Origin of the sequence: Vibrio methylphosphonaticus, assembly GCF_023634655.1 — a bacterium.
GTDB lineage: Bacteria > Pseudomonadota > Gammaproteobacteria > Enterobacterales > Vibrionaceae > Vibrio > Vibrio methylphosphonaticus.
Genome location: NZ_JAMKMS010000019.1, coordinates 32,211 through 52,856 on the forward strand (window position 1 = coordinate 32,211; position 20,646 = coordinate 52,856).

The following is a 20,646-nucleotide window of genomic DNA, read 5'->3' on the forward strand; positions in this document are numbered from 1 at the left end:
AGACAGTATGTGGAAAGGGACGTCAATGCTGCTTCTCACCGGAGCGATATTTGGTTGTACTTCGAATGCCCATTTAGCCACGACATCGGATGACGCGTGGACATCGGACTACATGGAACAGAGAAGGTGGCGCGAACCGAGTGAATTAAAAGGCAACTATCTTAAACTCGCCTCTGATACGATGTTACCAGCGCAATCAGCCCACGTTAAGGTGATAGGGACAGAGTCAGAATCGGCGATAAAAAGCTTAGCCAGCAAGATTTATCTTATTGAAAATGCACAGCATACGATTGATATTACCTATTATATTTTTGCTGATGACCTAGCAGGGCAAGCAACGCTAGGGGCGCTGTGCCGCGCCGTAAAACGAGGTGTCGACGTTCGGGTAATGGTGGACAGTTTAGGTTCATATAGTGTCAATAACGGCAATTTAAAGGGGCTGATGCAGTGTGAACAAGAAGCTGGATATGTGCTAGATAGGCAGGGAGCTGCCACCTCCCAGAAAGCCCGTGTTCAAGCTGTGGTGTTTAATGCGCTCACAAACTCTGATTCTAAGTGGAATCATCGTTCTCATGATAAATTATTTGTCGTCGATGCAGCCTATAATGAGCAAGCATACGTCATTACCGGTGGACGAAACATGTCGCTTCACTATTACGGTATTGATAATAAAGGAAGAGTCGATCCCACCGCATTCCGCGATATCGAAATTGTTGTACGACCAACAAGTCATGCAAAAGAGGAGGAATCGCCATCACGATTGAGTGAGCTGTATTTTTCTGTGCTATTTACCAAGCCTGGCAATAAAAAACTGGATATTTGGACAAGCTACAATAGAGATAAACAGCGACTACTTTCTGCCCTTACAGAATTAAAGGCGTTACCCGAATTTGCTCGGGCTTATGAGGGAATCGACGGATATCTGACACAAGACTATTACTTGAGTGAAACCAAACTCGCCCACGAATTAGATAATCTGAATGCCGTTGATGTGGTGACTCAGTACTCTAAGAACAAGCGCGCCAATGCCAATTCTATTAGCGGTATCTTAGCTAAGGTTGCCTACTCTAAGCAGGATGTCAAAACCATCAAAATTGTTTCGCCATACCTATTTCTTCAAACCGATCTATTTAAAGATGAAGGGATAATTGAAAAAGATCTTAACGTTACAATGAAGTGGTTAGAACAAGATCCAGAGAGAAGGATAGAAGTTATCACAAACTCGGTGCTGACCAGTGATAATTACTTTACCCAAGCGGTGATAGATATGAACACCGCCCCTAACATTTTGATGATGGATAAGGAAACACAGCAACGTTGGTTGGATGATGAGTTAACTAATAACGAAGAAAACAAGTCATTTATAGCCTCTGACGCATGGAAAAAGATGACTCTGCATCCCCAAGTGAAGTTTTATCAGTTAGGAAAGCAAGATTCAGTGCTTATAGGCGGTGATAAGTACTATGGCAAACTGCATGCAAAGTTTTTAATCATTGATCAGAATGCGTTTGTAGGGACGACGAACTTGGATTTCCGCTCTTTGTTATACAATAATGAAGTCGGCTTTTTCTTGGGTGGAGCACCACTCATTGATGAACTAGAGACGCAATTTTCTTTGTTAAAACAAGACTCTTTACTGTGGGGAAGCGATGAATGGCTGGAGATGAGACGTAAGTTACGCGACGCTGGTGGCACCAAAGGGCGAACATCGAGTCGTCAGCGAGGTATTTTTGAGGCACTTGAGGAAACCGGGTTAAAGTATCAGTTTTAATCATCACTGCTTAACGAAGCGTGATGATTATCCGTGACCGACTATCTTTGATCATGTCGTAAAATGATAAGTAACAAATTCTGTGTCGAAATATTATACGCCAGGTAGGCCAAATGCTTGGCGTTTTTATTTAGGAGACATGACTTTGAAAAAGAAACTTATTTGTTTAGGTGCGATTCTAGCATCAACGTCAGTATTGGCGGATCAAGGTGGCAATGAAGTGACCTTTGATACCACTGTTGCCGCTCAATGTGGTATTGAAACGGTAATAGATACAGGCACAATCGGGGAGTCATTTGAGGGGGATGTACCACCGAGTGGTGATCCTGCAACCGCAAATATTATCAATAACAGCAATCCTTCAACGGGCGTAGCGGCAACCGTAACCTATAGCGGTGATAGTTTAACGGGTGAAGACGGGAAACCATTGTTCAAGTGGACGGTAGTGAGTGGGAATGATGCTATTGAGACTGGAGAGTTGACCGCTGATTCCTTTAATTTTTCTGTAGACCGTATACAAAATGTCACAGGAATCTCAATATACGTAAACCAAGTTGGTGATGATAAGCTCCAGGCAGGTATTCATGAAGTAAGCTTTTCAATGAATGTTGACTGTGGTGTTTCTGCTCAGGGATAGACATATGATTGTACATTTTCGTATTCAAGATATTGAAGAGCTATGGCTTTACATTGACCTTGCGACGTTTCTTCAAGCCAAACAGAGCTAGGCCAATATGAAGAAGGGACTTAAGAAATTTAAGTCCCTTCTAATTCTGGGCATTAGGTGGGTAAGAGGAGAAAGTTTAAAACATATATGCCCAGCCAATCATAGGACCTTTTTGGGTCACGTCCAATTCTACCGGGCCGTTTGTACTATCGGTTGTATTCTGAAGGTTTAGATATCGATAGCCGAACCAGAGGTTATTGTGCTTACTAAAACTATAGGTACCGGCTAGGTTGAGCCCTCGGTTAATATCATTATCACCAGCAATGCCCGCATCAACCGTTAAATTTAAGCCCCAATTGCTATTAAACTGGTGGGCATACTTTAAGCCAATCAACCAATCGAACTGGTGGGAAGTCGAACTGATCGTCCCATTTTTGTCATTCCAAAATGGACGATCACTGTTGGCGCCTACCTTTACATCAATCTTACTGTAGACATGACGTACGCCTGTTAGCAACACTAAACCATGGGTGACTTCGTAACCCGCAAATAAATCGTTCAGCGACATATGAGCACTTAGATCGACATTAAAGCTTGGGACAATGACGCCTGGCTGAGTATCCGAGTCATTTTTTACATGGAGATAATTCGCTCGAACACCTAATAACCACTTATCCTTTTGGGCATAAAAATCGCCCATTAAGCCGAAGTGTAAGTTGCTAACAATATTATCGAACGGAATGTTGATATCAACTTTGTCGTTGGCAGGGCCGGTTGTACCTGTGATACTAGGGGCCCACAACATCGGAAATACGACAAGAAACGTCCATTCTTCGTCGTTATCCGTCGCCATTGAAAATGATGAAGCGAGTAATGAAGCGATGATTATACTCTGTCCTAAAAAACGCATTCTTAATCCTTTATATACGTTCATATCATTATTGTGTTATCGGTATACTGCGTGAGTAGATCGTTGTATCTTACTCGCTATTTAATCGTACGGTTGTGATTTTGCACCGCAATTTGTGGCGCATTAATATTGTGTTTACGAAATTCATCAATGACACGCAGTGTAATATCGGTTTCAAATAGCTTCTCGTACGCGGTATCAACCACGTACGCTTTACAGGTTAATTGAACCGCTAAGTAATTGTCCGTAATCGTTTGTTTGACCAATACGGTCACAGGTTTGGGTAAATGAATATAGCGACTAGACGACGCAGCTTCCTGAATTAAATTACGAGCCATGACGATGTCTTCATTCATGCCAACATAGAAAGGAATCACGACTTGCATGTCCAACGCCCCATAGTTACCACTGACCGTGACTTCGTTAAGAAACTTGTTATTAGGAATGGTAATGATGTCGTCGTTTAATGTCCGCATTCGAACCGAGCGTAATCCAATGGTAGTAATGTCCCCGTAGTTACCTTCAAATGTAACGCGGTCACCAACCTGAAAAGGGCGATCAATCATAACGGTCAATCCGGCAATGAAAGAGGCCGCAAGGTCTTTGAGTGCAAAGCCCACAGATACGGCAAGCGTGCCGCCAATGAGGGCTAATATATGGTCATTGATTCGAAAACTTAGCATGAATACCACTAAGCCTGCGGTCATATAGATAAAGAACTGCAGGAAAGACTGCAATTTTTGTAGCAGCATTCGGTATTGAACAAACTGTCCTCCAATACTGTCTACCATTGAATTCATAAATTTAATCAGAACCCAGGTGCCCATCATGATTAGCACGCTGAAGATTACGCCAGACCAACGGATTAAATTGGTAAACTGAGTAATGTTTTCGACCGAGGCAACGGCTTCTTCAGCATTAACCGCGCAAGAAAACATAAGTGGGGCAATAAGGTAAAGCCATTTAGTCATAACAATAACCCCCGTTATTTCACTAATAAATGTTGGCGGTCGAGCACATTAGTAATGTGTCTAAACCAATGATCAGAGACTCGAGCTTTATCTTCAGCCCATTCTATATAACCTCGGCTTTGGAAGTAGCGTAAGGTACCAATGACCTCAGAAATGGTAAGCTGCGTGCAATCAGAAAGGTCGTCAGGTGATGCCGACTCTAATTGAACAATCGATCGCAGTACGGCAAGCATAGGTTTTGGCATTTTTTCCAATTCTTCTGATTCCGGCGCGTGAAATAGTCGCACAACGACTCGATGGTTACTTTTATCCTTTCTTAATGAAAATCTAAAAAAGCGCAACGCGACAGTAGGGTTGCCATCAGAGTAATGCCATAAGATACGGTAGAAGCCTTGTCGTGCTCGCTCTTCTTCTGTTTCACTGTCGTTATCCCATTGTTTCGGAACGACAAGCCCATCAAAGCTCAAGGGTTTTTCGATGCTTTGATTAATACGAGTATCGAGCAACTGTTGAATTTGTACTTCACTCCATCTAGGTAAAAAAGCAACCCAATCAAATAATAAGCGCTCACCACGTGCACGATCTACAAAGCGCCAACTGGCTTTTTCTATAGCAAAAACAGCCCTGTGATTTTTCTTAGATCGGCGTAATAGGTTAGTGAAGCGAATGAGGTCGTTAAGTCCACCGACTTTTGGCTTCACCAACCTCTGGCAGTTATCAATGGCAATGAGGTAGGGGATTTCGCTTTTACGCAATAAAGTGAGGATTTTCACTTCGCTCGTATCAGGCTCCAACCCTAGACTTATTGCTAACTCGACTAATAGTTCTGTATAACCGGCGAGTGGGCAATTGATGTAAATGGGTTCGGCATTTTTCGTTTTAGCTAATAATTGTTGAAGGACGCGCGTTGCTCCCACACCTCGCTCGCCTGTAATGACGCAGATTGCAGGATTATCGGTGAGCAAATATTGCGACAGCTGTTTTATTTCATTGGTCGCATAATCAACGAGCGGACTTTCTTCATTTCCTGGAAGAATGTACTTAAATGCAGCATCCCCGCGGACACGCACTAAATTATGGTCACCTTTACTGCCTGTTTGCTTAGCGACTTCAATTTTAAATAGGTAGGTTAATGCCTGGTTAAAAAAGGTATTTCTTGATAAAAGCCCAATAGAGCGATTCTTTATGTGATGAATGGTGAGCCAAATCGTTGCAATTGTAGTGGCAATAATACCCAAAAATAACGTATCTTTTTTTCTGGACGCCCAAACGACAATCAGCGGTTTCTCCGTAACGCGTTCCAATGATTGAAATACGATAGGTTTCCACATTATTAAGACGGTCACGGTTATAAAGGCAAACCAAAATGAGAATAAGCTGTATATCCAGTAATAAATCGTTCCTTTGCCGAGGGTTTCAGATGAAATTTGCAGCACCACACCCGCTAAGATAAAACTCCATACATAGCGTCGAATAGTAGAGAGTCGTAACGCTACAATCTCTGGGCTTGAAGCCATACTATTGCGATGAGCAAACTCCAAAATAAAGCTAATGGCAATCGAACCACCCAGTACCCACCACGTGAAAATTTCTAAGTAAATGAGATGCTCTAACGCTTCTATGCCGCTTAACACTCGCAAAGACAGTGTGAGCGCGATTAACCAAGCGATGGCGCGACTCGCACGACTGATGTACCAAATGATGCGCACCCAAATAGGCGGCTTAGACATATTTGATGCAACGTGCTGTTTAAATTGTTCAAACAGACGTTTTTGGTTGGCTAGCCACCACATTAACAATGTGTAGATAAAGAAGACTTTGAGCGTCGCCCAAATAACAGGAATAGGGGAAATGAAGATTTCTTTTACGAGTGTTTTAATACTGATGAATTGTAGAAAGACAAAGTACTCCGCATTTAGCGTGGTGAGCTTTAGCTCCTGCTTAAATTGAGTGACGCCATCAGGACCAAACCCAGTGAGTTGATCTCGAGTTCGAGAAGATGCCAAGTCGAGTAAGCGTTGCTTGCTAAGACTTAAGCTTACTAAGGTTAAATAGTGATTCTCGACGTTTAACCAGTGTTCATCTTTTTCGGTCGAGGTCTGACGGTACTCTTTCAAAGATCTTTCAAACGACACTATTTCATCATCCTGCAACTCTAGTGTTACTGACAATAATCGTCGGACTTTAGCTTTCTCTGCGGGTGTTAAGAATAACGGGTTAGCGAATCCGGAGACTTCCTTCTCCATATCAACTGCACTTTGAGATAACACTGGAATCGTCTCATCTTGATATTCCCACTTAGCCATCGCTTGGGAGCAAAAAAGAGACATGAGTATCGATAGTGTAATAATGAACTTTTTCATGATTCTGCACACTGCCTGTAACTGACTGTATAAATTGGTATTGTCATAACTATATAGTGTAGTTACCGTAATTGGACTTCGCTCATTTTGGCAGGAGAAAATTGAAAATGAGCAGAATTTGTATTAGAAATGAATAGTCCGTGGTCACTTTGTCAGTAAAAGCTTTAGCTTTACCGTAAAAAGCTGAGGGTGACGTCACTTTGTTACTTGCAACCTAGGCTAACTCCCTGTAGGGTTGCGCAGTTTTGTTCATTCTCAAAGGTATTGCTTGTGCTTTCAACCGCTAACATCACTCAACAGTTTGGTGCTAAACCACTGTTTGAAAATATTTCTATCAAATTTGGTGACGGTAACCGTTACGGCCTAATTGGCGCGAACGGCTGTGGTAAATCCACGTTTATGAAGATTCTAAGCGGTGAGCTAGAGCAAACCAGTGGTACGGTATCTTGTGATCCTAATGAACGCGTAGCAAAACTGAACCAAGATCAGTTTGCTTACGAAGCGTTTTCTGTTGTTGACACGGTCATCATGGGTCACAAAGAGCTTTGGGAAATCAAAAAAGAACGTGACCGTATTTACTCATTACCAGAAATGAGTGAAGACGACGGTATGAAAGTCGCCGATCTTGAAGTTCAATTTGCAGAACTTGATGGTTACATGGCGGAATCAAAAGCCGGTGAATTACTATTAGCGGTAGGTATTCCACTAGAGCAGCATTACGGTCTAATGAGCGAAGTCGCGCCTGGTTGGAAATTACGTGTGCTATTGGCTCAGGTGTTATTTGCTGACCCACATATCATGCTACTTGACGAACCAACGAACAACTTGGACATGGATACTATCCGTTGGTTGGAGCAAACGCTTAACCAACGTAATTGTACTATGATCATCATCTCGCATGACCGTCACTTCTTAAACAGTGTATGTACCCATATGGCTGACCTAGATTACGGTGAGTTGCGTGTTTACCCAGGTAACTACGACGAGTACATGTTCGCTGCGACTCAAGCTCGTGAGCGCCTGCTATCTGATAACGCGAAGAAAAAAGCACAAATTGCAGAACTTCAAACGTTCGTTTCTCGATTCTCTGCCAATGCTTCGAAAGCGAAACAAGCAACGTCTCGTGCTAAGCAAATTGATAAAATCCAACTTGATGAAGTGAAAGCATCAAGCCGCCAGAACCCATTCATTCGTTTTGAGCAAGAGAAAGAGCTGTTCCGTAATGCTCTTATTATTGAAGAGCTCTCTAACGGCTTTGATGAGGGTATGCTTTGGTCTGACTTCAATGCTATTTTTGAAGTCGGTGAGCGTGTCGCTATTATTGGTGAAAATGGTGTGGGCAAAACAACACTATTGAATACACTTGCTGGTGCGTTAGAGCAAAAATCAGGCACGTACAAATGGTCTGAAAATTCGAATATTGGCTACTATGCTCAAGATCATGCCCATGATTTTGCAGAAGATCTCAACCTAACAGATTGGATGGGGCAGTGGCGTCAAGAAGGTGATGATGAGCAAGTTGTTCGTAGTTTCCTAGGTCGCATGCTGTTTAGCCAAGATGACATCAAAAAGTCAGTGAAAGTTCTGTCTGGTGGTGAACAAGGTCGTATGCTTCTAGGCAAGCTAATGATGCATAAACCAAACATGTTGTTGATGGATGAACCAACAAACCACATGGATATGGAATCGATTGAATCATTAAACTTAGCGCTTGAGAACTACAAAGGGACATTGTTATTCGTATCGCACGACAGACAATTCGTATCGTCTTTGGCGACGCGTATTCTGGAAATCAAAGACAACAAGATCAATGACTTCAAAGGCACGTATGAAGAGTTCTTGAAAATGCGCGGTGACGCTTAAGTTTAAGAGTCTTTGTCGATACTGAGATATTTAAACTCTGAATATCGTCAACAAGTCATAAAGAAAAAAGGCAGCCATATTATGTGGTCTGCCTTTTTTATCGGATTGAGTCTTACAATCTCGTTACTGCAATCTCGTTATTGAGTGCCTTTCACATCAAAATCAATTTTGTCGCTACCGGTGAATACTTGGAAACGCAGCCCTTTAGCTCGAGCTATGGTGGTTATGCCAAACTGTTTGGCTAGATCTAACCCCATCTGAGTCACACCAGAGCGAGACAAAAGCACAGAAATACCCATCTGCGCCACTTTGATGACCATTTCAGAGGTGAGTCGACCTGTCGTATAAAAAATCTTATCGTCACCTGTTTCTTCATTAAGCCACATTTCACCGGCTAACGTATCAACCGCGTTATGACGCCCTACGTCTTCGACAAACGAAAGAACTTGGTTATTTTGACAAATCGCACATCCGTGCACAGCACCTGCTTTTTTATACGTATCGTTAAAGTGGGTGAGCGCTTCGAGTGTGGCATAAATTTGTGATTGTTTTAGCGGCGTCTGCGGTACTTGATAGCCATCAAGTTGCTTCATTACGTTGCCATACATCGTACCTTGCCCACAACCAGAGGTGACGGTTTTTTTCTTGAGCGCTTCATCGAGAAAGTCGGTATTTTCTTTCGTAATCACCGCTGCAGAATGGGTTTCCCAATCGATGATGAGTGACTCTATCGCGTTAGGATCAGATAAGAACCCCTGATTTTTTAGGTAACCCAGAACTAAAGAATCAGGTCTAGAACCCAAGGTCATTAATGTGACGATTTCCTTCCAATTCAGCATCACGGTAAGGGGACGTTCACAGGCGATTTGCTTGACGAGTTTTTCACCATATTCGTCAACAACTTCAACTTCCATTGTCTGCAAAGGATTTTCGCTTGTTCTAATAATATTTGGCTTTACCACGCACTATGTCCTTTTATTCAACTGTAATAGCGGTTAAGACAACGAATGAACTCAACCTATTGGCTTGATTATTGCTTCGTAATCAGTAATTAGCAACTCAGTTAATGACAAAAGCAAATTAAATGCCAATGACTGATACCGATGACTTAATAAAGTGATTGGACGCCCATAAGAGTGTTATAAATCCACAGTGATCATCGTTGTAAGCCAACCTAATCCAAAAAGAGACGCAGATGTTACCTGAAAAAAATGACGACCAATGGCCGCTACAAATTGACGTGGTTGCCACAGAAAAACAAGTCGGTCGCTGGATGACCACGCAAAGAGAACTCAACGGATTTGGTCTTTCTGATGTTGATATCAGCCGACCTTATTCCTTATTGGAGCTCTATAAAGATGAACGTACAGACTATCGTTTTAACCTAAGCTCCCAAGCGCCCAAATTGTTTGTGGTGTTCGATAATCATGACGAATCAGATGTCACCCCGATTCTTGTTACTGCATCTCAAGGCGTCGCAGGATCGTTTATGGATGGGGACTACTTGGTTCTATCAAATGCCATGCCGTTACCAATACAAGCTTGGATGGAAGCGTTTATCGGTCGGCACGGAGAGTTACTAGAAGTACGCCGTAAAAAGCGTAAAGGCGCGGGGCGATCAAGTGAAAAATAATTTCCTATCTCGTTGGTCGCAACGAAAGCTAGACGCCGATAAAGACGTTACCTCTACGCAAACTAATGTCGATGAGCAGAACGCTGATGCTCAAATAGTTATAGATAAACAGTTAGTTACGGATAAGCAGTTAGCTACGGATAACCAATTAATTACAGATAGAAAAGTCGTCACAGAACGTTCTGAAAGTGCGATAGCAGTAGACTCAAACACCGCGCCAGGTGGATTTAAAGGTGAAGGGGAGTCTGAATGTCGTCAACCGACGGAGGACAATACCGAAGGTCTAGTCACAGAAAGTCAGGCGTCTTGCGATAGAAGTGAAGAATCTGAACAGGATGATGTACCGGTTGAGTCACTTAGCATGTCGGAATTAATGACTAAAACGGGTATCGACAAAGCGGCAAAAAAAGCGGCGCTGCGTAAAATGTTTCTTAGCCCCGAATTTAATGTTGTTGATCGACTCAACGATTATGACCATGACTATGCTGCGGTAAAACCGCTTGCTGCTGGTGTTGCGGAAACGCTCAGAGAATGGGTTAATAAAGTAGAAGAACTTGATAGTGAGCCAGTTGAACCTGAAAACGTAGCAAGCAATCAAGAGGACGATGTTCTCACACTCGATAATGAGAACGCCAATGATGAACAACAAGTAAGTTGTGATGATGCGCTTGAAGCGGAACAAGTTAACAACGCCGAGGTCGACGACCCGCAACACGTAACCGATGCCGGTGCGGACTCAAGCGTTTCATGCGTCAATGCTGAAATTAAGCTTGAACCTGGTCAAGATGACGGGGTAGACAAAAGCTAACACTTTGATTGGGACAATATTTACCACACAAAAAATAGGTACATTTTGTCTTAGTAATAAAATGATATAACTAAGACAAATTGTCTCACCATGTTAAATAAGCCCGATAAACCCTATCCGTTGAACTCAAAAGTGATTCTTACGTGGGGGATAAACCACATAATTTGGGCGTATTTATCAATTTATCGGTTAGTCGGCTATAAATTCGAGAGAGTTTCTAGTTGGAACAATAATTGCAATTTGTATCGACAGTGACGAGTTAACGTCAAAGCAATGAGGCAAAGACCTCTGCACTGGAAGATGCAATGATAAAAAAATTATTAGAAGAATCGACAACTCAAAACGGGCTGGCTCGTCTGTACGCGTTTGAAAATACCGTAGAGCTTGCCAATCTTATTCCACCGACTGTCAGCTATGAAAGCCAAGGCGATACCCTAATCGTCGGACCGACGGCGATCATAACGAGCACGGCAGAGCAGCTCACAGCGATGAATTCGTTGACGCTACTATCGACCGATGGCGTGGCAAGTGACAATCACCCCAATCTCTATTTCGCGGACAGCGTAGAAATTTCAGGTTTCCTAGGCACGTTTACCGTTAACGTTCAAAATCATGCACAAACCATTAACCTGGCTGAAATATCAGTAGGACGAGATTGTTTTGATATTGTGCTAGATCATACTCTTAACGGCTGCATGTCTGAGCAGGTACCGGTTCCGGGTTTCTATCCCGTAGGAAGAGGATATCCTACTCTTGCTGAAGCACTAGAGGTTATCCCAACACTGATGGGGACGTTTGATAAACCTAAGTACTTTCGTTTGGATACCGATTTGTGTGCTCACAGCTCTCGCGGGGTTAAAGGGTGTGAGCGTTGCGTGGAAGCATGCCCTGCAGGTGCGTTATCAAGTGAAGGGAACGATAAGATTGGACACAAGATAGAGATCAACCCTTACTTGTGTCAAGGCGTCGGAACATGTGCGACGGCCTGCCCAACAGAAGCTATTCATTACGCACTCCCAACACCGAAAGAAACACAAAAGTTCATAGAACGAACGTTAGCGAATTATCACAATCAAGGTGGTAAAGACGCCATTATACTTGTGTGTAGTTCAAGACACGAAAGCTATAACGTCATGGCCTTACGAGTTTTGCCCGATAATATTATTCCCGTTGTCGTGGAAGAGTTACCTTCGGTTGGAATTGACACTTGGTTTGCGGCATTGGTTAACGGTGCGACGCAAGTGTTATTTGCGGCCAGTCGTCATATGCCTGAAACCATTCAAACCGTGCTTAATCGTGAAGTTGGAATGGCGCAGTTATTACTTGAAAATCTGGGGCTTGCTCGAGAAACGATAGACATCTTGTACTTAGAATCGTTACGTGAAGGGCTACCAACGCTTGTGACCAGCTCACTTGGTGTGCAAGTCGGCGATGTTCAAGGCGACAAGCGCCAGCGACTTTATACCTCTTTAGATGCGCTAGCGTCTAAACACACTGCCATAGAAACCATCCAACTGCTTCCTTCTACTGCGCCATTTGGCACCGTGAATTGTGATACGGACAAATGCACACTTTGCATGGGCTGTGTTGCTGTTTGCCCAACGAAGACGCTCCATAATACTGGTGATAGACCCGCTCTTGATTTTATTGAGCAAGATTGTGTGCAATGTGGAATGTGCGAGAAAGCTTGCCCTGAATCGGCCTTATCTATTTCTCAACAGATCAACTGGGATCAAGAATCCCGCCAAAAAGTTGTCGCGCTTCATGAAGAAAAAGCAGCGGAATGTCTACGGTGTGGGAAGCCATTTGCACCTCAGTCTATGATTACTATGTTACAAGATAAGTTACGCGGTCACTCTCATTTTTCAGATGAAATGTCGTTACGCCGAATTGCTATGTGTGAAGACTGCCGCGTCGTAGATGTATTTGAAGCGATGGCCGAAAATCCAGAACAACAATTAAAAATTTAGGAGTGAATGTTGATGGAAGAGCAACATGATGAAATACGAAGCGACATTTATCTCTTGATTTCAACGCTTTGTCGTCAGTCGCCTGATAGAGATCTATTAGAGTTTTTAGCTCACCTTGAAATTGAAAGTGGCATCAATCAAATGACAACGGCATGGCAGGATTTATCGGCTGCAGCGAAAGGAGCGCAAGTCAGTGCGCTTGAAGATGAATATCAAGATTTGTTTATTGGTATTGGTAAGGGTGAAGTTGTGCCGTTCGCATCTTGGCATCTGACAGGCTCGTTAATGGAAAAACCGCTCGCTGCTGTAAGGCAGTCACTGACTCAATTGGGGTTAGAGCGAGAAGATGGTGTCAAGGAACCTGAAGATCATATTGCCGCGATTAGCGAAGTAATGGCGGCGTTAATTGAACAACAAAGTGAACCCGAAGCTAAGGCGTTTTTTAATCAACACCTAGCTACTTGGTATGGATCGCTTTGTCGCCAAATGGAATCAGCATCCAGTGCTCAGTTTTATAAGGCTGTAGCAGTGTTGATGGCAGCGTTTTTCGATGTAGAACAGGTGAAATATGCAACGACTCCTGTTTCTACCAAAGCAAAAATGAAAATAGATGTAAAAAACATTACCACTAAGTAATGACCGTTAAATCGTTAGTAAGTTTGGCATGAGGCTTAACTTAACTATTTAGCTTACTAGAGATGTACGTGCTTATTAAGTACAAGGCATCCACTCAGGGAGCAAACTATGAGCAAGCAAAACAAGCAAGATGAACAGAGCACGTGCAATGAAAGCCGACGTAACCTTTTAAAGGGGTTGACGACTGCGGCCGTCGCGGGTGCCGTCATTACTGGGACTGCCAACGCGGCAGGCAGTGATGTTGCCGACACGCCTTTAGATAAGAGCGCAAAGAAAACCGGCTATCGTGAAACACAACATGTAAAAGACTACTACGACACACTTTAAGGAGCGAACCAATGAAACTGACAAAACGCTCCAACACAGTGAGCAAAAATGAAAACAAGCTTGGCATCAGCCGACGAACCTTTATGCGCAGTTCTACGCTGGCAGCAGGTGGTGTAGCAGCAGGGGCGTATGTGTTCGCGCCCGGCATGATTAAAAAGGCAGAAGCTAAAGCGGTCGACCCTGACGCTAAAACTGAAATCAAACGTACGATCTGTTCTCACTGCTCGGTAGGGTGCGGTGTGTACGCTGAGGTTCAAAATGGCGTATGGACAGGGCAAGAGCCTGCATTTGACCACCCATTTAATGCTGGTGGACATTGTGCAAAAGGCGCAGCATTGCGTGAGCATGGACATGGTGAACGACGTCTTAAGTACCCGATGAAGCTTGAAGGCGGAAAGTGGAAAAAGCTGACGTGGGATGAAGCAATCGAAGAGATTGGCAGCAAAGTCTTAGAAATCCGCGAAGAATCGGGGCCCGATTCTGTTTATTGGCTAGGCAGTGCTAAGCACAACAATGAACAAGCCTATATGTTTAGAAAAATGGCGTCTCTTTGGGGCACCAACAATGTCGACCACCAAGCTCGTATTTGTCACTCGACCACTGTTTCCGGCGTTGCGAATACATGGGGTTACGGGGCAATGACCAATTCTTTCAATGATATGCATAACTGTAAGTCTATGCTGTTCATTGGTTCCAATCCTGCAGAAGCACACCCAGTTGCTATGCAGCATATCTTGATAGCAAAAGAGAAAAATGGCTGTAAGATCGTGGTCGCCGACCCAAGACGTACTCGTACAGCTGCGAAGTCTGATCACTATTGTTCATTAAGACCCGGTACGGATGTCGCGTTTATTTGGGGTTTGCTATGGCACATTTTTGCGAACAAATGGGAAGATCAGGAGTTTATTCGCCAACGTGTGTATGGCATGGACGAGATTCGTCAAGAAGTTGCCAAGTGGAAACCAGAAGAGGTTGAGCGCGTTACAGGGGTGAGCGAAGCGGATGTTTACAAAGCCGCCAAACTGCTGTCTGACAATCGTCCTGGGAGTATTATTTGGTGTATGGGCGGGACTCAACATACCACGGGTAACAACAACACACGTGCGTACTGTGTACTTGAACTCGCTTTAGGTAATATCGGTCAGTCTGGCGGCGGAGCGAACATATTCCGTGGTCACGATAATGTGCAAGGTGCGACCGATCTTGGCGTTCTTTCTCATACATTACCCGGCTACTACGGTTTAGCCGATGGTTCATGGAAGCATTGGGCGAAAGTCTGGGATGTTGACTATGAATGGATTAAAGGCCGCTTTGATCCTAAAGAGTATCGCGGTAAAAAGCCAATGAACAACATGGGCATTCCTGTGTCGCGTTGGATTGATGGTGTACTTGAAAATAAAGAAAACATCGAGCAAAACGACAACATTCGCGCCATGTTCTATTGGGGGCATGCGGTTAACTCGCAAACCCGCGGCGTTGAAATGAAAACAGCCATGTCAAAACTCGATATGATGGTGATTGTTGACCCATACCCAACACATGCTGCCGTAATGAACGACCGTACAGATGGTGTTTATTTATTACCAGCAACGACTCAGTTTGAAACCTACGGCTCCGTTACCGCGTCAAACCGCTCACTACAATGGCGTGATCAAATTATTGAGCCACTGTTTGATTCGAAACCTGATCACGAAATTATGTATCTGCTGACTAAAAAATTGGGCTTTGCAGACCAGTTATTTAAAAACGTTAAAGTTGAAAATAACCAGCCGGTGATTGAAGACATTACCCGTGAATTCAATAAAGGTATGTGGACGATTGGTTACACAGGCCAAAGCCCTGAGCGACTCAAAGCTCACCAGCAGAACTGGCATATTTTCAATAAAACAACGTTAGAAGCAGAGGGCGGCGTCGCAAACGGCGAAACCTATGGTCTACCATGGCCTTGTTGGGGGACTCCAGAAATGAAGCACCCAGGCACGCATATCCTCTACGATACATCGAAGCCGGTAGCACTTGGTGGTGGTAACTTCCGTGCTCGATTTGGTGTCGAGTTTGAAGGGGATAGCTTGTTAGCTGAAGACAGTTACTCTGTTGGCTGTGAAATTGAAGATGGTTACCCAGAGTTTACCGATAAGTTGATCAAACAACTTGGGTGGTGGGGCGATTTAACGCCTGAAGAGCAAGCTGCAGCGGAAGGTAAAAACTGGAAAACTGACCTATCCGGAGGTATTCAGCGCGTAGCGGTTCTACATGGCTGTATGCCATATGGTAATGCGAAAGCTCGAGCGATTGTTTGGACGTTCCCAGACCGAGTTCCGCTGCATCGAGAGCCGCTATATACGCCTCGTCGAGATTTAGTGGCGGATTACCCAACATGGGACGACAGTGAGTCTATCTACCGTTTACCAACCTTGTACAAGTCCATTCAAGACCAAGACAAATCAGGTGAGTACCCGATTGTGTTGACGTCGGGTCGATTGGTTGAGTATGAAGGTGGCGGCGAAGAAACGCGTTCTAATCCATGGCTCGCCGAGCTACAGCGAGAAATGTTTGTCGAGGTGAACCCTAAAGACGCGAATGACATTGGATTTAAAGATGGTGACATGGTGTGGGTAGAAGGTGCAGAGAAGGGAAGAATCAAGGTTAAGGCGCTTGTAACACGACGCGTAAAACCGGGGCTAGCCTTCATTCCTTTCCACTTTGGTGGAAAGTTCCAAGGCGAAGATCTTCGTTCTAAATACCCAGAAGGAAGTGATCCTTATGTCATAGGTGAAGCCGCGAATACCGCGACTACCTATGGTTATGATCCGGTCACGCAAATGCAAGAAACCAAAGTCACTCTCTGTAATATCAAGAAAGCGTAAGGAGTCATAAAATGGCTAGAATGAAATTCCTTTGTGACACCAAGCGTTGTATTGACTGTAACGGCTGTGTCACCGCATGTAAAAATGAAAATGACGAGGCGCTTGAATGGGGTATTCAACGTCGCCGAGTCGTCACGTTAAATGATGGAGAACCGGGTGAAAACTCCATTTCGGTCGCTTGTATGCACTGTACGGATGCGCCTTGTATGGCGGTATGTCCTGCAGACTGTTTTGAGCACACTGAAGATGGGATTGTATTGCACAATAAAGACCTTTGTATTGGCTGTGGCTACTGCTTATTTGCCTGTCCATTTGGTGCTCCGCAATTCCCTAAACAAGCATCGTTTGGTGAGCGAGGCAAAATGGACAAATGTACTTTCTGTGCTGGCGGCCCTGAAACTGAAGATAATTCAGAGGAAGAGCACGCTAAATACGGTGCAAACCGAATTGCAGAAGGCAAGTTGCCTATGTGTGCATCACTATGTTCAACCAAAGCACTGCTTGCTGGAGATGCAGAAAAAGTCTCTGACATATTCCGTCAACGTGTGGTAGAGCGTGGCGCAAAAAATGCTGGCTGGAGCGACGGACACGATCTGTCTTACGATGCAACTAAGAGCTAATGGAGACACGTATGCTAAGTACGCTTAGAAACCAAGCTCTTGCAATGCTGCCGGTGTTGGCAGCATTACTGCTAATGTTGTCGTTTGGAGTAAGAGCAGAAGAGAGCAAGAATGACAAAGTAGTGCAAAGTGAAATGATCCAGTTAGCCGGTGCTGATTATTGGCGTGCCGTTAAAGATGGGGTAGAAGGAACCACCACGTCGGCGTCTCCAGAGCATGGTGTACTGATAAGTACACCAGGTGAAACTTGGTTTGTTTTGAAAGAAAAGTGGATGTCACCTGCTGCAGCTGTGGCGATTTTTGGCAGTATTGCCATGGTCGTACTGATGTACTTTATCGTTGGTCCATTGAAATTGAGTGCGCCGCGAACGGGTAAAAAGGTTAAACGCTGGTCTAGAATGGATCGTGCGCTCCATTGGAGTATGGCGTTCACGTTCCTCACTCTTGCTTTTAGTGGCTTAATGTTGGTTTACGGTAAGCACTTCATGAAACCGTATGTACCGACTGAGCTTTGGGGTTGGACGATTTACATTGCCAAGCAATATCATAACTACATTGGTCCATTGTTCTTCATCCTACTTTTCGCCGTTTTATTTAAATGGTGGAGAAAATCTATCTTTAATAAAACTGACGTGCAGTGGTTTATGAAGCTTGGCGGCATGGTTGGTAAACATAAAGGGTCACACCCATCGGCTGGCTTCTCAAATGGTGGTGAAAAAGCGATTTATTGGTTACTGATCTGCTTTGGTGCTGTTGCCGCTGTCAGTGGATTGATTTTAGATTTCCCAATCTTTGGTCAAACTCGACGTGACATGGAACTATCAAATTTAGTGCACATGTTCTCTGCGCTTATTTTAATTTGTGGCTTTGTGTTTCACATCTATATAGGTCTCTTTGGCATGGAAGGTGCGCTGGAAGGGATGGTCACTGGCGAAGTCGATGAAACATGGGCAAAAGAGCATCATGATTTGTGGTTTGAAGAAATGAAGAACTCGGAAAATGACGACGTAAATTCGGTAACGAATGCTTCTTCGAGCGCTACGACGGCTCAATCTGATAGTAAACTGACTTAAGGGAGTACGACTAGTATGCAGCAACAACATAAAGGCATTTGGTATGCGTACATCCTAAGCCTCTTTACGCCTTTTACTTTACTTATATCCGGCGTTATTGCCATTGTTTACGCAGGCTATAGGTTAGATAAAGGCGAAGATACAGATGTCGTCAACTCGCATTATTACGGACTAATTAGGACGTTTTTTCTAAACTTAACCTTTTTTGTCGTACTCATTGTGACCGTTGCAACATCGAACGGATTACTGAAAGGTGTGACCCATTATTGGTACAAAGCGACGTGGCTCGATCAAATTGCCAACGTAATTCCCTATGTTGGGATGGTGTTCGCCGCGATTGCTATTATCGTTTGGATCGTTCGTATGTTTAAGGGAATGGATATGCTCAAGCGTAATATTCCTATGACGTTTGATAAAGGTCCTCAACTGATTGATACAACCCAATAGGGGCTGCGACCCAAGATTTGATTCTAACAAAGCCTATATTTCGAAAGAAATGTGGGCTTTTTTTTGTCGTGAACTTTTCTTTTACCGCTTACCTTTATTATGCCTTCTACTATGTTTGATATTCCATTATGTTGAAGTGTTATTAACTATTTTGCAACATTACAGTGCGCACAAAATTAGTGCTTATCACCATTCTGGTGCATAAAAATACCAGCGCATAGGTGCTTTGATAGCCGTGGTGAAGTTTAATGATATTAAAATCAGTATGTTACTTTTTGATTATCTAATTGCAGGTTTTGGAATGGTTCTTGCTTTTATCAAGCCATGTTAATTTTAAGCACCAACTTGGTGTGTTTGAAATATTATGAAGCACAACAATGATGCTTTACATGGAAATATGGTTTAAAGGAGTAATCGATACATGACCCCTTCGGTAGAACAGGTACATGGCGCAGTACAAACACTCACACAAAGCTCTGACACGCTCTTCTTATTACTAGGAGCGATTATGGTGTTTTTAATGCACGCAGGCTTTGCTTTTCTTGAGGTAGGTACCGTTAGGCAAAAGAACCAAGTGAATGCGCTAGTTAAAATACTCGCCGATTTTGGCGTTTCAGCTATCGCTTATTTCTTTATTGGATACTGGGTTGCTTATGGTGGCACCTTCTTCGCTGATGCGGAAACGCTATCACAAGGAAACGGTTATGAGTTGGTTAAGTTCTTCTTCTTACTAACATTTGCAGCGGCAATACCGGCGATCGTCTCAGGAGGTATCGCGGAGCGTGCTCGATTCTATCCAATCCTATTGGCAACGTTCTTTACTGTTGGTTTAGTGTATCCCTTTTTTGAAGGCATGATTTGGAATGGAAACTTTGGATTTCAAGGGTGGCTAGAGACAACATTTGGCGCAGGATTTCATGACTTTGCCGGATCTGTTGTGGTGCACGGTGTCGGTGGTTGGATTGCGTTAGTTGCGGTTATATTTTTAGGAATGAGAAGAGGGCGTATCAGAGCAGGGAAACACACTAACTTCGCGCCTTCCAATATCCCATTCTTAGCTTTAGGTGCATGGATCCTAAGTGTCGGATGGTTTGGTTTCAACGTTATGTCTGCACAAGCGCTAGAGGGCATCAGTGGGCTTGTTGCGATGAACTCTTTAATGGCGATGGTTGGCGGGATATTAGCGGCGCTTATCGTTGGGAAAAATGACCCAGGCTTTATTCATAATGGTCCACTGGCGGGTCTTGTTGCAATCTGTGCTGGCTCAGATCTTATGCACCCAATCGGCGCCTTGATCACCGGTTCAATCGCTGGTGCTTTGTTTGTTTGGGTATTTACCTACCTACAAAATAAAACAAAAATTGATGATGTATTAGGCGTATGGCCACTACATGGTCTTTGTGGTGCTTGGGGCGGTATCGCTGCAGGTATATTTGGTCAAAGCGCATTAGGTGGGCTAGGTGGTGTAAGTTTTGCAGCGCAGTTGGTTGGAACGCTTGCGGGTATCACTGTAGCACTTGTGGGTGCCCTGGTTGTCTATGGTGTATTAGACAAGGTGACTGGCCTAAGGCTATCCGAAGAAGATGAATTTAACGGAGCGGATTTAGCAATTCATAAAATTTCATCAACCAGTGACGATTAGGTCATCGGAAACAGCATGTATTTTACATAGTAAGAGGCGTCGATAGACGCCTCTTTTGCATTGTAATGTTTACAACAC

General features: G+C 43.8%; 17 protein-coding genes. 13 read left to right on the top strand and 4 right to left on the bottom strand.

Annotated elements, in window-relative coordinates; genetic code table 11:
* Positions 1-7 precede the first annotated feature (7 nt).
* Together M9196_RS18930 and M9196_RS18935 are read left to right on the top strand one after the other, a co-directional pair.
* Complete coding sequence (locus M9196_RS18930; protein WP_250619071.1) at positions 8-1,771, top strand: phospholipase D-like domain-containing protein; 1,764 nt, start codon at positions 8-10, stop codon at positions 1,769-1,771.
* Between the two features lie 145 nt (positions 1,772-1,916).
* The gene (locus tag M9196_RS18935; RefSeq protein WP_250619072.1) at positions 1,917-2,408 is read left to right on the top strand and encodes a hypothetical protein; all 492 of its coding nucleotides are present in this window, start codon (positions 1,917-1,919) and stop codon (positions 2,406-2,408) included.
* Positions 2,409-2,574: 166 nt separating this feature from the next.
* Here the strand turns inward: M9196_RS18935 and M9196_RS18940 are convergent, their stop codons facing one another.
* The 3 genes from M9196_RS18940 to M9196_RS18950 all read right to left on the bottom strand — a co-directional run bounded on the left by M9196_RS18940 (position 2,575) and on the right by M9196_RS18950 (position 6,682).
* Positions 2,575-3,348: a hypothetical protein gene (locus M9196_RS18940; protein ID WP_250619073.1), complete on the bottom strand. Its 774-nt coding sequence runs from the start codon at positions 3,346-3,348 to the stop codon at positions 2,575-2,577.
* Between the two features lie 77 nt (positions 3,349-3,425).
* A complete protein-coding gene (locus M9196_RS18945; RefSeq protein ID WP_250619074.1) occupies positions 3,426-4,319 on the bottom strand; it encodes a mechanosensitive ion channel family protein in 894 nt (297 codons plus the stop codon).
* A 14-nt stretch (positions 4,320-4,333) separates the two neighbouring features.
* Positions 4,334-6,682 carry an ATP-binding protein gene (locus tag M9196_RS18950; RefSeq protein WP_250619075.1) on the bottom strand — a complete coding sequence of 783 codons (2,349 nt, stop codon included), beginning with the start codon at positions 6,680-6,682 and terminating at the stop codon, positions 4,334-4,336.
* A gap of 270 nt (positions 6,683-6,952) precedes the next feature.
* Between M9196_RS18950 and M9196_RS18955 the strand changes: the two genes are divergently transcribed.
* Positions 6,953-8,545: an ABC-F family ATPase gene (locus tag M9196_RS18955; RefSeq protein ID WP_250619076.1), complete on the top strand. Its 1,593-nt coding sequence runs from the start codon at positions 6,953-6,955 to the stop codon at positions 8,543-8,545.
* A 137-nt stretch (positions 8,546-8,682) separates the two neighbouring features.
* On the opposite strand, the gene M9196_RS18960 is transcribed toward M9196_RS18955, so the two are convergent.
* A complete protein-coding gene (locus tag M9196_RS18960; protein ID WP_250619077.1) occupies positions 8,683-9,507 on the bottom strand; it encodes a formate dehydrogenase accessory sulfurtransferase FdhD in 825 nt (274 codons plus the stop codon).
* A 233-nt stretch (positions 9,508-9,740) separates the two neighbouring features.
* On the opposite strand from M9196_RS18960, the gene M9196_RS18965 reads away from it, so the two are divergent.
* The 10 genes from M9196_RS18965 to M9196_RS19010 all read left to right on the top strand — a co-directional run bounded on the left by M9196_RS18965 (position 9,741) and on the right by M9196_RS19010 (position 20,568).
* On the top strand, positions 9,741-10,178 hold the full coding sequence (locus M9196_RS18965) for a DUF3305 domain-containing protein (protein ID WP_250619078.1): 438 nt from the start codon (positions 9,741-9,743) through the stop codon (positions 10,176-10,178).
* Positions 10,168-10,986, top strand: a complete 819-nt coding sequence (locus M9196_RS18970) for a DUF3306 domain-containing protein (protein ID WP_250619079.1) — start codon at positions 10,168-10,170, stop codon at positions 10,984-10,986. Before M9196_RS18965 ends, M9196_RS18970 begins: the two co-directional genes overlap by 11 nt.
* 305 nt (positions 10,987-11,291) lie before the next feature.
* On the top strand, positions 11,292-12,956 hold the full coding sequence (locus tag M9196_RS18975) for a 4Fe-4S dicluster domain-containing protein (RefSeq protein ID WP_250619080.1): 1,665 nt from the start codon (positions 11,292-11,294) through the stop codon (positions 12,954-12,956).
* A 6-nt stretch (positions 12,957-12,962) separates the two neighbouring features.
* Positions 12,963-13,592, top strand: coding sequence for a TorD/DmsD family molecular chaperone (locus M9196_RS18980; protein WP_250619081.1), 630 nt, complete (start codon positions 12,963-12,965; stop codon positions 13,590-13,592).
* 108 nt (positions 13,593-13,700) lie between these two features.
* Positions 13,701-13,919, top strand: coding sequence for a twin-arginine translocation signal domain-containing protein (locus tag M9196_RS18985; protein ID WP_250619082.1), 219 nt, complete (start codon positions 13,701-13,703; stop codon positions 13,917-13,919).
* 11 nt (positions 13,920-13,930) lie between these two features.
* Positions 13,931-16,786 carry a formate dehydrogenase subunit alpha gene (locus M9196_RS18990; protein WP_250619083.1) on the top strand — a complete coding sequence of 952 codons (2,856 nt, stop codon included), beginning with the start codon at positions 13,931-13,933 and terminating at the stop codon, positions 16,784-16,786.
* 11 nt (positions 16,787-16,797) lie between these two features.
* On the top strand, positions 16,798-17,406 hold the full coding sequence (fdh3B, locus tag M9196_RS18995; protein WP_250619084.1) for a formate dehydrogenase FDH3 subunit beta: 609 nt from the start codon (positions 16,798-16,800) through the stop codon (positions 17,404-17,406).
* An 11-nt stretch (positions 17,407-17,417) separates the two neighbouring features.
* Positions 17,418-18,479 (top strand): formate dehydrogenase subunit gamma, encoded by a 1,062-nt coding sequence (locus M9196_RS19000; protein ID WP_250619085.1) that lies wholly within the window; start codon positions 17,418-17,420, stop codon positions 18,477-18,479.
* Between the two features lie 15 nt (positions 18,480-18,494).
* Positions 18,495-18,926: a hypothetical protein gene (locus tag M9196_RS19005; protein WP_250619086.1), complete on the top strand. Its 432-nt coding sequence runs from the start codon at positions 18,495-18,497 to the stop codon at positions 18,924-18,926.
* 421 nt (positions 18,927-19,347) lie between these two features.
* Positions 19,348-20,568: an ammonium transporter gene (locus tag M9196_RS19010; RefSeq protein WP_250619087.1), complete on the top strand. Its 1,221-nt coding sequence runs from the start codon at positions 19,348-19,350 to the stop codon at positions 20,566-20,568.
* The last annotated feature ends 78 nt before the right edge of the window (positions 20,569-20,646 follow it).

Excerpts from the sequence above, each read along its gene's own strand:
- M9196_RS18930 (WP_250619071.1), top strand. The coding sequence starts at position 8 with ATGTGGAAAGGGACGTCAATGCTGCTTCTCACCGGAGCGATATTTGGT.
- M9196_RS18940 (WP_250619073.1), bottom strand. The coding sequence starts at position 3,348 with ATGCGTTTTTTAGGACAGAGTATAATCATCGCTTCATTACTCGCTTCA.
- M9196_RS18945 (WP_250619074.1), bottom strand. The coding sequence starts at position 4,319 with ATGACTAAATGGCTTTACCTTATTGCCCCACTTATGTTTTCTTGCGCG.
- M9196_RS18950 (WP_250619075.1), bottom strand. The coding sequence starts at position 6,682 with ATGAAAAAGTTCATTATTACACTATCGATACTCATGTCTCTTTTTTGC.
- M9196_RS18965 (WP_250619078.1), top strand. The coding sequence starts at position 9,741 with ATGTTACCTGAAAAAAATGACGACCAATGGCCGCTACAAATTGACGTG.
- M9196_RS18975 (WP_250619080.1), top strand. The coding sequence starts at position 11,292 with ATGATAAAAAAATTATTAGAAGAATCGACAACTCAAAACGGGCTGGCT.
- M9196_RS18980 (WP_250619081.1), top strand. The coding sequence starts at position 12,963 with ATGTTGATGGAAGAGCAACATGATGAAATACGAAGCGACATTTATCTC.
- M9196_RS18985 (WP_250619082.1), top strand. The coding sequence starts at position 13,701 with ATGAGCAAGCAAAACAAGCAAGATGAACAGAGCACGTGCAATGAAAGC.
- M9196_RS18990 (WP_250619083.1), top strand. The coding sequence starts at position 13,931 with ATGAAACTGACAAAACGCTCCAACACAGTGAGCAAAAATGAAAACAAG.
- fdh3B (WP_250619084.1), top strand. The coding sequence starts at position 16,798 with ATGGCTAGAATGAAATTCCTTTGTGACACCAAGCGTTGTATTGACTGT.
- M9196_RS19000 (WP_250619085.1), top strand. The coding sequence starts at position 17,418 with ATGCTAAGTACGCTTAGAAACCAAGCTCTTGCAATGCTGCCGGTGTTG.
- M9196_RS19005 (WP_250619086.1), top strand. The coding sequence starts at position 18,495 with ATGCAGCAACAACATAAAGGCATTTGGTATGCGTACATCCTAAGCCTC.
- M9196_RS19010 (WP_250619087.1), top strand. The coding sequence starts at position 19,348 with ATGACCCCTTCGGTAGAACAGGTACATGGCGCAGTACAAACACTCACA.